Genomic DNA, 9,371 nt, shown 5'->3' on the forward strand with positions numbered 1-9,371 from the left:
ACGTCACCGGCCGGGAGGGCCGGAGCCTCCGGACGGACGCTCACCGGCGGCCCGTCCTCCCCGGCCCGCCTCGTCCGCTCACGGCGGACCGGCCTTGTAGCCGACGCCGCGCACCGTCAGCACGATCTCCGGCTTCTCCGGGTCGCGCTCGATCTTGGCGCGCAGCCGCTGCACGTGGACGTTGACCAGCCGGGTGTCGGCGGCGTGCCGGTAGCCCCACACCTGCTCGAGCAGCAACTCGCGGGTGAACACCTGGCGCGGCTTGCGGGCCAGGGCGACCAGCAGGTCGAACTCCAGCGGCGTCAGCGCGATCGGCGCGCCGTCGCGGGTGACCTGGTGGGCGGGGACGTCGATCTGCACGTCACCGATGGACAGCGTCTCGGCCTGCCCCGTCTCGCCGCGGCGCAGCTGCGCCCGCACCCGGGCGACCAGCTCCACCGGCTTGAACGGCTTGGTGACGTAGTCGTCGGCGCCGGCCTCCAGCCCCTGGACGACGTCGATCGTGTCGCCCTTGGCGGTGAGCATGACGATCGGGACGGTCGACTGGGTGCGGATGTCCTGGCAGATCTGCAGGCCGTTGCGGCCCGGCAGCATCAGGTCGAGCAGGACGATGTCCGGCCGGGTCTGCTGGAACACCCCGAGGGCGCGGTTGCCGTCGGAGACGAAGGCGGGGTCGTAGCCCTCCCGCCGCAGCACGATGCCGAGCATCTCGGCGAGGGCGGCGTCGTCGTCGACGACCAGGACGCGGCCGCGGCTGGGCCCGTTGTGCGAAGCGGTCGGAGGCACGGACCCATTCTGCGCGACGTGCGCCAGGAAGCGGTCCGCCCCGCCCGGGGACTCCCCCGGGCGGGGCGGACCGAGCCGTTCAGGCCTCCTCGAGGCCGGCCACCCTCCGGGGTCCCGCGCCGAGCCCGCGAGGCGTGGGGGGAAGGGTGGTCCTCTCAGTAGCGGTAGTGCTCGCTCTTGAAGGGCCCCTCGACCGGCACGCCGATGTAGTCGGCCTGCACCTTGCTCAGCTCGGTCAGCTTCACGCCGAGCGCGTCGAGGTGCAGCCGGGCCACGTGCTCGTCGAGCTTCTTCGGCAGCACGGTCACCGTCGGCTCCTGACCCTCGTAGGCCGCACGGTTGCCCCACAGCTCGATCTGCGCCAGCACCTGGTTGGAGAACGAGGCGCTCATGACGAAGCTCGGGTGCCCGGTGGCGTTGCCCAGGTTCAGCAGCCGGCCCTCGGAGAGCAGGATGATCGTGTGGCCGTCGGCGAAGCGCCACTCGTCGACCTGCGGCTTGATCGTCGTCCGCGTGATGCCGGGGGTCCGGGCCAGGCCGGCCACGTCGATCTCGTTGTCGAAGTGACCGATGTTGCCGACGATCGCCTGGTGCTTGGTCTGCCCGAGCTGCTCGGCGGAGATGATGTCGCGGTTGCCGGTCGCGGTGATGATGATGTCGGCCTTGCCGATGACCTCGTCGAGCGTGGTCACCTCGTAGCCGTGCATCGCCGCCTGCAGGGCGTTGATCGGGTCGATCTCGGTGACGATCACGCGGGCGCCCTGGCCGCGCAGGGACTCCGCGCAGCCCTTGCCGACGTCGCCGTAGCCGCAGACCACGGCCACCTTGCCGCCGATCATCACGTCGGTGGCGCGGTTGATGCCGTCGATGAGCGAGTGCCGGCAGCCGTAGAGGTTGTCGAACTTGCTCTTGGTGACCGAGTCGTTGACGTTGATCGCCGGGAACAGCAGCCGGCCGTCGCGGGCCAGCTCGTACAGGCGCATGACGCCGGTGGTGGTCTCCTCCGTGACGCCCTTGATGCCCTGGCCGACACCGGTCCAGTAGCCGGCGTCGGCGGCCAGCGTGCCGCGGAGGACGTCGAGGATGACGCCGTACTCCTCGGAGTCGGCCTCGGTGGTGTCGGGGACGGCGCCCTCGGCCTCGAAGCGGGTGCCCAGGTGCACCAGCAGGGTGGCGTCGCCGCCGTCGTCGAGCAGCATGTTCGGGCCGACGACGGCACCGGACTCGTCACGGAACTCGAACAGGCGCTGGGTGCACCACCAGTAGTCCTCGAGGGACTCGCCCTTCCAGGCGTACACCGGGACGCCGGTGGGCCGCTCGGCCGTGCCGTCGCCGACGACGATCGCGGCGGCCGCGTGGTCCTGGGTGGAGAAGATGTTGCAGCTGACCCAGCGGACGTCGGCGCCGAGCGCCGTCAGCGTCTCGATGAGGACGGCGGTCTGCACGGTCATGTGCAGCGAGCCGGCGACGCGGGCGCCGGCCAGCGGCTGCTCGTCGCCGTACTCGGCGCGCAGCGCCATGAGGCCGGGCATCTCGTGCTCGGCGAGGGAGATCTCCTTGCGGCCGAAGCCGGCGAGGGAGAGGTCGGCGACGCGGAAGTCGCCGTCGGTGAGTACGCGGGTGCCGGTAGAGGCGGTCATGTCGCTCCAGGGTCGACACCCGCCCGGTCGGGGCGGGTGTGCGGGTCGCTGAGATGAGCGAGCATGCCGAGGCTTCGGCGGGGCTCGTGCCGTCCTCCAGGGTAACGCAGCGGCGAGGAGGTCTCAGCCCTCGCAGCCGACACCGTCGCCGTCGCGGTCCAGAGCCGCGTTCCAGCCCGGGTCGCCCTCCCGGATGGGCGCGGCGCCGGCGGCGCGCACCGCGGCGCAGTCGGCGTAGGGGCCGGCCGGCGCGGCCGGCGTCGCGCTCGGCGGCTCCTGCTGGGCCGGCGAGACGTCCCGGGCGGGCAGTGGCTGGTCCGGGCAGGTGCCGAGCACCGTGGACGCCGCGGCCCGCTCCGCGGTGGTCATCCACAGCCCGTAGGTGAGCTTGACCGCGACCTGGCGGGCCACGTACGCGCAGCGGTAGGAGCGGTTCGGCGGCAGCCAGGTGGCGGCGTCACCGTCGCCCTTGCCCTGGTTGAGCGGACCGTCGACGGCGAGCAGGTTGAGCGGGTCGTTGGCGAAGGCGGTGCGGCGGGCGGTGTCCCACCGCTGGGCGCCCTTCTGCCAGGCGTCGGACAGCGCGACGACGTGGTCGATCTGCACCGCCTCGCTGGTCCCCTCCCCGCGGCGGAACGCGATGGTGCGGCCGGAGTAGGGGTCGGCGAGCGTGCCGGTGAGGACGACGCAGTCGCGGGTGCCGGGCTGGAACGTCTCGCCGGTGAGGTCGCGGGCCAGGACGTCGTTGCGGGTGTCGCATCCGTTGCGGTCGGTGTCGACCCACCCGTCGCCGAACAGGTCCCGCTCGTAGCCGCTGCGCGGCGCACGGCCGCGGACCTCCACCGAGGCCAGCGCCTCCAGCGCACTGCCGGCGACCGCGGCGGGCGGGACGGCGTCCCCGGCCGCGCCGGCCGACGAGCCGGCGAGCTCCACGCAGCCGGTGCCGAGCGCGGCGACCAGGCCGAGGGTCAGCGCGCTCGACAGCGCCGCGCGGAGGGACACGCGCGACGCTACGTCCGGCGTCCCGGGCAGCCCGGCCGCGACACGCGGCCGGAGGGCGGTGCGTCAGCGCGGGACGGTCACGCTGCCCACCCGGCGCCCGCCCCTGGCGTCACCTGACGTTCGTGGTGGCCCGGTACAGGACGGCGGGGCCACGGGCGGTGACCGGGACCCCGGCCGGGACGAACGCCGACTGCCCCTGCTCCAGCACCAGCTCGCCGTCGGTGCCGGCCAGGACCGCGCGCCCCTCGGCGCAGAGGACCACCTGCGGACCCCGGGTGGTGAACGGGCCGGCCTGCTCGTCGAGCTGGGCGCGGGTGAGGTCGAAGTCCTCGACCGGCACCGGGTAGCGCAGCCCGCCGGGACCGAGCACCGGGTGGATCACCGGGATCCGGCCGTCGGAGAAGTCCAGCACCTCGATGAGGGCGGCCAGGTCGACGTGCTTGGTGGTCAGCCCGCCGCGCAGCACGTTGTCCGAGCTGGCCATGACCTCCACGCCGGCGCCGGACAGGTAGGCGTGCAGGTTGCCCGCCGGGAGGAAGACCGCCTCACCGGGCGCCAGCTTGAGGTGGTTGCACATCAGCGAGATGACCACGCCCGGGTCGCCGGGGTAGGCCTCGGCCAGCGTCGCGGCCCACCGGTAGGTGTTGATGAACTCGGGGTCGTGTGCGGCGACGAAGCCCGCCGCCCTCTGCGCGACGACCTCGACCAGGTGCGTGCGCCGCATGCCCGAGAGCGCCAGCAGCTGCGGGATCGCCGCCTGCAGGCCGCCACGGGCGAGCGCGGCGATCGTCGGCTTGAGCTCGGGCAGCTGCAGCTTGGCCAGGCAGTGCAGCGACTCCTCGACCGGCCGGAAGCCGCACAGCGCCTCGAAGGTGGTCAGCGCCAGCAGCAGCTCGGGCTTGTGCCAGGGGTCCTTGAAGGTGCGCGCCGGGTCCTCGTGCGGCACACCGGCCGCCTCCTCGGCGGCGAAGCCGGCCTGGGCCTGCTCCATCGTCGGGTGCGCCTGCAGCGACAGGGGCGTCTCGGCGGCGAGCACCTTCATGAGGAAGGGCAGCCGGGCGCCGAAGCGCTCGGCGACGACCGGGCCGAGCAGCCGCTCGGGCTCCTCCATGATCGCCTTGTCGAGCGGCCGCCCGTCAGCCAGGATGCTCGGCTCGTCGGGGTGCGCCCCCATCCACAGCTCGGCGTGCGGGCGCTCGGCCGGGCTCGGCCGGCCGAGGAGCTCGGGGATGACGGTGCGGCTGCCCCACGGGTAGAAGCGGACTGCGCTGGTGAGCTGCCACATCGGCACGACGCTAGTGGCGAACGGCGCCCAGATGAACTGTCGGCTCCCTCACCAGGGTGACCACTGCCCCCAAGGGGTCAGGCCCCGCGGCTCGGCGCTCATCTGTTCAGGGCCCGCTCCTGGTCCAGTGCCAGCGCCAGGTAGACGGCGCCGAAGTCGGCCACCGCCAGCTGCCGCGCCAGGCGGGGCAGCCGGCCGTGGCGCTCGGGGTCGCCGTGCTCGGCCAGCCCGCTGACCGGGACGTTGCCCGCCGTGGCGGTGCGCAGCACCTCGGCCATCGCCTCGGCGGCCGATCGCGGCTCTCGCTCGCCGCCGCCGTCGTGGTGGGCGGCGTCGGTGTCACGGATGGTGATCAGCCGCAGCCGGCGGCCGACGTCGTCGGTGCGGTCGCGGAAGAAGTCGTCGGCCTCGTGCGGTGCCAGCGGTCCGCGGAGCACGGCCCGGGCCGCCACCCGCTGGTCGGGCAGCCGGAAGCTGCTGGTGGGCAGGCCGGCGAGGGTGGCCAGCTGGTCGGTGAAGCGGGTGGCCGCGGTGCCGGCCAGCGCCCCCTCCGCCACGATCACCGGCAGCGCGTCGAGCAGCTCCAGCGCCAGGGTCTTGGCCGGGTTGACGAAGGACTCCCGCGCCGGCCCGCACTCGGCGGCGACCTCGTCCAGGGCCGCGGCGATGGCCTCGCAGTCGGCGGTGGCCTGGGCGACCAGGCCGAGGTCGGTGGCCAGCCGCAGCAGCGGGGTGAGCAGCGACCACAGCGTGGTCTGGCGGACCCGCGAGCGCGGCAGCGGGACGTAGGGCATCCGCGCCGTCGAGCAGGCCGCCCGCAGTGGGGCGTCCTCGGCGCCGATGCCGAGCAGCGACACGCCGCGGCGGGCGGCCTCGTAGGCCGGGGCCACCGCGTAGGCGCCGGCGCCGGTCCGGGTGGCGACGACGGCGATGTCGGTGGGGCCGGTCCACACGGGCAGGTCGGGCCCCGGGACGACGTCGACGGTGACCGGGCTGGACGGGCCCAGCAGCGCCCGCAGCACCGAGGCGGCCACCGCACCCTCGCGCCGGGCCACGATGACCAGCCCGCGCGGGCGGCCGCCGGAGGCGATCCGGTCCAGGCCCGCCTCGTCGGTGAGCCGGGAGGTCTCGCGCACCTGGGCGCCCGCGCCGGCGACGGCCGGGAGCAGGCCGCGCGGGTCGCGGGCACGCAGCACGTCGAGGTCGTCGAGGACCTCCTCGGCCAGCTCGGGCGAGGTCACGGCGCCGTCGTCCCCCCGCCGTCCCGGTGCCGCGCCTCGTCCAGCAGCAGCACCGGGATGCCGTCGCGGACCGGGAAGGCGCGGTCGCAGGTGGTGCAGAGGAGCTCGCCGGCCGACTCGTCGACGGTCAGCGGGCTGTGGTGCGTGTCGGGGCAGGCGAGGATCTCCAGCAGCACCGGGTCCAGGCCCAGCGGCCCCCGCGTCGTCGGCGTCGGTCCCTGCGGCGTGCTCATGCGCGCACCATCTCCAGCACCCGGTCCCTCAGCCGTTCCATCCGCACCCGGTCGGGCGCCTCCACGTTGAGCCGCAGCAGCGGCTCGGTGTTGCTGGCCCGCAGGTTGAACCACGAGCCGTCGGGCAGGTCGACGGTCAGCCCGTCCATCTCGTCGACGGTGGCCCCCTCGGCCTCGAAGGCCTCCCGGACGGCGGCGGTGCGCCCGGCGGCGTCGTCGACGGTCGAGTTGACCTCGCCGGAGGCGGCGTAGCGGCTGTAGGCGGCGGTGAGCTCCGACAGCGGCCGACCCTGCTCGCCCAGGGCGGCCAGCACGTGCATGGCGGCGAGCATCCCGGTGTCGGCCCACCAGAAGTCGCGGAAGTAGTAGTGCGCCGAGTGCTCGCCGCCGAAGACGGCGTCGGTGCGGGCCATCTCGGCCTTGATGAACGAGTGCCCGACCCGCGTGCGCACCGGCTGACCGCCGTGCTCGCGGACGATCTCGGGCACCGCCCGCGAGGTGATCAGGTTGTGGATGACCGTCGTCCCCCGGCCCTTGGCCAGCTCGCGGACGGCGACCAGCGCGGTGACCGCCGAGGGGCTCACCGGCTCGCCGCGCTCGTCGACGACGAACACCCGGTCGGCGTCGCCGTCGAAGGCCAGGCCGATGTCGGCCCCCTCGCGGACGACGGCCGCCTGCAGGTCGACCAGGTTGGCCGGGTCCAGCGGGTTGGCCTCGTGGTTGGGGAAGGTCCCGTCCAGCTCGAAGTAGAGCGGGACGACGTCGAGCGGCAGCCCGGCCAGCACCACCGGCACGGTGTGCCCGCCCATGCCGTTGCCGGCGTCGACGACCACGCGCAGCGGACGGCTGCCGGAGAGGTCGACCAGCGAGCGCAGGTGCTGGGCGTAGGCCGGCAGCAGGTCGCGCTGGGTCACCTCGGCGGTGCGCGCGGGCACCCGCTCGTAGGAGTCCCGCTCGGCCCACTCGCGGACGGTGACCAGTCCCGACTCCTGCCCGACCGGCGCCGCGCCGGCGCGGCAGAGCTTGATGCCGTTGTACTGCGCCGGGTTGTGGCTGGCGGTGAACATGGCCCCGGGCACGTCGAGCGACCCGGCGGCGAAGTAGAGCAGGTCGGTGGAGCCCAGCCCGGCCTCGACGACGTCGACGCCGCGGGAGAGCACCCCCTGGGCGAAGGCCCGTGACAGCGGCACCGACGAGGGGCGCATGTCGTGCGCGGTGACGACGGCCGTCGCGCCGCTCTCGGTGGCCACGAGTTCGGCGAACGCGGCGCCGATGCGCCGCGCGTCGTCCTCGTCCCACTGGTCGGGGACGACGCCCCGGACGTCGTAGGCCTTGATGATCGCCGACAGGTCCGCCACTGCCCACCCTCGCCTGGACTGCCCGGCCGCTCCACGGCGCCCGGTGCCGGACGACCCTAGCTGCGGGGGGACGGAGCCGGCACGGCGGCGCGGACGGCGCCTCCCCCGAGGGGGTGGCCCCGCCGCAGGGTCCCGCCGCGGGGCTCGTCCCGGCCCGTGCGGGGCCCTGCTGCCGGACTCGCGAGGGGCGGGCGGACGGGGTCGTTCTTCAGGTGATGTCGGGCAGGACCCGGAGGTGCCCGCGGCGGGTGCCGCGGCCGTCGTCGGCCGGGGCCCGCGGGGGCTCGGGACGGGCCGCCTCGCGGACCGCGTCGGCCAGCGCGAGCAGGTCGTCACCGGTCGGGCCGGAGTCCTCGACGTCGATCTCGTGCCGGACGACCTCCCAGCCGCGCGGCACGGTCAGTCGCTCGGCGTGGAACTCGCAGAGGTCGTAGCTGTGCGGCTCGGAGAACGTGGCCAACGGACCGACGACAGCGGTCGACTCGGCGTAGACGTAGGTCAGTGTCGCCGCCGCCGGTTGCGCGCAGCCGCTGCGCGAGCAGCGACGTGACTGCCTCACCACCGGTTCCTCACGCTGGGCACAGTAGCCGCGTTCCCCGGCTCCCGGCGACAGGCGCACCGGTCCGGCACCTCTCCGATCCCACCGTCCCCATCCATCCAACCCGACGTCCCCGGACACTCCGGCACCGGGTGCGCCGGACCGCGTCCGTCCGGTACCGGCCCGGTGCCGGGCCGGTGGCGCGGCCCGGGTGCACCGCCCGCGAGCCTGGCGCGCCGTACGCTCGCCCCGCCATGAGCCGACCCGACCGCCGCTCCCCCACCTCGCGCCGCGACCGGCACGGCCGCGGTCTGCGCGGGCGGCTGGTGCCCGGCGACGTCCCGCTGTCGCGCAGTCGCGCCGAGCAGTTCGACGACCTCGTGCTCGACGCCGTCGAGGACCTCGAGCGCCGCTGGGAGCGGGAACTGGCCGGCGTCGAGTTCGCCGTCGAGGACGTGCCGTGGGTCGACCACACCGACCCCGACGAGGTGGTGCTCGACCCCGACGTCCTGGACGACGGCACGGTGCCGCTGGCGCGGGTGCTGCCGGCGCACCGCGAGGACGGCCGGGAGGTGCCGGCGCGGATCGTCGTCTACCGGCGGCCGCTGGAGATCCGGGCGCACGACCGCGACGACCTCGCCGACCTGGTCCGCGACGTCGTCGTCGACCAGGTGGCGGTGCTGCTGGGCCGCGACCCGGAGGAGATCGACCCCACCGCCTGAAGGGACCCCCTCGCCCCCACCGTGGGAGGACCCCGTCCTCCTCTTCCCTCGCGAGCTCGGGACGAGCCTCCGGACGGGGCCGGCGGCGGGCCCCTGCGAGGAGGCCGTCACGCGGGTGGGACGACCGGGCTGCCGAGCTCGGCGGCCATCGCCCGTGCCTCGTCGAGGCGCGCGCGGGCGAAGGCTGCGTCGAGGCCGTCGCCGCGGTCGGACCGGGTCAGCCGGGCGACCAGCTGCTCCAGGGCGACGGCGTGCCAGAGCAGGCCGACGTCGGGCTCCTCCCACCCGGCGGTGCGGGCGAGCACGACCTCGCCGACCTGGGCGCGGTCCTCCGCGTCGGGGGTGGTGGCCCACAGCGTCAGCAGGTCGCGGTGCCGGGGTGCGGGGCGGACGCCGGACCACTCGAGGACCACCAGCCGCTCCTCCGCGTCGGCGCCGGCGGGCTCGGGCGCCCGGGAGTCGACCACCGCGTTGGCCGCGCGCAGGTCGCCGTGGCCGGCCTCGGACAGCGGCAGCTGCGCCGCGGCGGCGCGCACCGCCCGCAGCTCGCCCAGGCGCACCCCGCC

At 75.1% G+C, this 9,371-nt stretch carries 10 protein-coding genes; 1 reads left to right on the forward strand and 9 read right to left on the reverse strand.

What is annotated here, in order from left to right:
- Positions 1-78: 78 nt before the first annotated feature.
- The 8 genes from mtrA to ABQ292_RS25190 all read right to left on the reverse strand — a co-directional run bounded on the left by mtrA (position 79) and on the right by ABQ292_RS25190 (position 8,104).
- The gene (gene mtrA, locus ABQ292_RS25155; RefSeq protein ID WP_369210442.1) at positions 79-786 is read right to left on the reverse strand and encodes an MtrAB system response regulator MtrA; all 708 of its coding nucleotides are present in this window, start codon (positions 784-786) and stop codon (positions 79-81) included.
- A 155-nt stretch (positions 787-941) separates the two neighbouring features.
- Positions 942-2,426 (reverse strand): adenosylhomocysteinase, encoded by a 1,485-nt coding sequence (ahcY, locus tag ABQ292_RS25160; protein ID WP_369210443.1) that lies wholly within the window; start codon positions 2,424-2,426, stop codon positions 942-944.
- Between the two features lie 123 nt (positions 2,427-2,549).
- A complete protein-coding gene (locus ABQ292_RS25165) occupies positions 2,550-3,428 on the reverse strand; it encodes a GmrSD restriction endonuclease domain-containing protein (protein WP_369210444.1) in 879 nt (292 codons plus the stop codon).
- A gap of 109 nt (positions 3,429-3,537) precedes the next feature.
- The gene (gene manA, locus ABQ292_RS25170) at positions 3,538-4,713 is read right to left on the reverse strand and encodes a mannose-6-phosphate isomerase, class I (RefSeq protein ID WP_369210445.1); all 1,176 of its coding nucleotides are present in this window, start codon (positions 4,711-4,713) and stop codon (positions 3,538-3,540) included.
- Positions 4,714-4,811: 98 nt separating this feature from the next.
- A complete protein-coding gene (locus ABQ292_RS25175) occupies positions 4,812-5,954 on the reverse strand; it encodes an SIS domain-containing protein (RefSeq protein ID WP_369210446.1) in 1,143 nt (380 codons plus the stop codon).
- Complete coding sequence (locus ABQ292_RS25180) at positions 5,951-6,187, reverse strand: Trm112 family protein (RefSeq protein WP_369210447.1); 237 nt, start codon at positions 6,185-6,187, stop codon at positions 5,951-5,953. The genes ABQ292_RS25175 and ABQ292_RS25180 overlap by 4 nt, the downstream gene beginning before the upstream one ends.
- Positions 6,184-7,545: a phosphomannomutase/phosphoglucomutase gene (locus ABQ292_RS25185; RefSeq protein ID WP_369210448.1), complete on the reverse strand. Its 1,362-nt coding sequence runs from the start codon at positions 7,543-7,545 to the stop codon at positions 6,184-6,186. The genes ABQ292_RS25180 and ABQ292_RS25185 overlap by 4 nt, the downstream gene beginning before the upstream one ends.
- Positions 7,546-7,753: 208 nt before the next feature.
- Positions 7,754-8,104 (reverse strand): DUF3499 domain-containing protein, encoded by a 351-nt coding sequence (locus tag ABQ292_RS25190; RefSeq protein WP_369210449.1) that lies wholly within the window; start codon positions 8,102-8,104, stop codon positions 7,754-7,756.
- A gap of 233 nt (positions 8,105-8,337) precedes the next feature.
- Here ABQ292_RS25190 and ABQ292_RS25195 point away from each other — a divergent pair, with 233 nt between their 5' ends.
- Positions 8,338-8,805, forward strand: coding sequence for a metallopeptidase family protein (locus tag ABQ292_RS25195; RefSeq protein ID WP_204691408.1), 468 nt, complete (start codon positions 8,338-8,340; stop codon positions 8,803-8,805).
- A 107-nt stretch (positions 8,806-8,912) separates the two neighbouring features.
- Here ABQ292_RS25195 and ABQ292_RS25200 read toward each other — a convergent pair.
- Positions 8,913-9,371 (reverse strand): hypothetical protein (locus tag ABQ292_RS25200; RefSeq protein ID WP_369210450.1); only part of this gene is annotated, 459 nt, incomplete at its 5' end.

Origin of the sequence: Geodermatophilus maliterrae (assembly GCF_041018925.1) — a bacterium.
Taxonomy (GTDB): domain Bacteria; phylum Actinomycetota; class Actinomycetes; order Mycobacteriales; family Geodermatophilaceae; genus Geodermatophilus; species Geodermatophilus maliterrae.

Bases quoted from the DNA above. Each gene is read 5' to 3' on its own strand.
- ABQ292_RS25195 (WP_204691408.1), top strand. From the start codon at position 8,338: ATGAGCCGACCCGACCGCCGCTCCCCCACCTCGCGCCGCGACCGGCAC.
- ABQ292_RS25180 (WP_369210447.1), bottom strand. From the start codon at position 6,187: ATGAGCACGCCGCAGGGACCGACGCCGACGACGCGGGGGCCGCTGGGC.
- manA (WP_369210445.1), bottom strand. From the start codon at position 4,713: ATGTGGCAGCTCACCAGCGCAGTCCGCTTCTACCCGTGGGGCAGCCGC.
- ahcY (WP_369210443.1), bottom strand. From the start codon at position 2,426: ATGACCGCCTCTACCGGCACCCGCGTACTCACCGACGGCGACTTCCGC.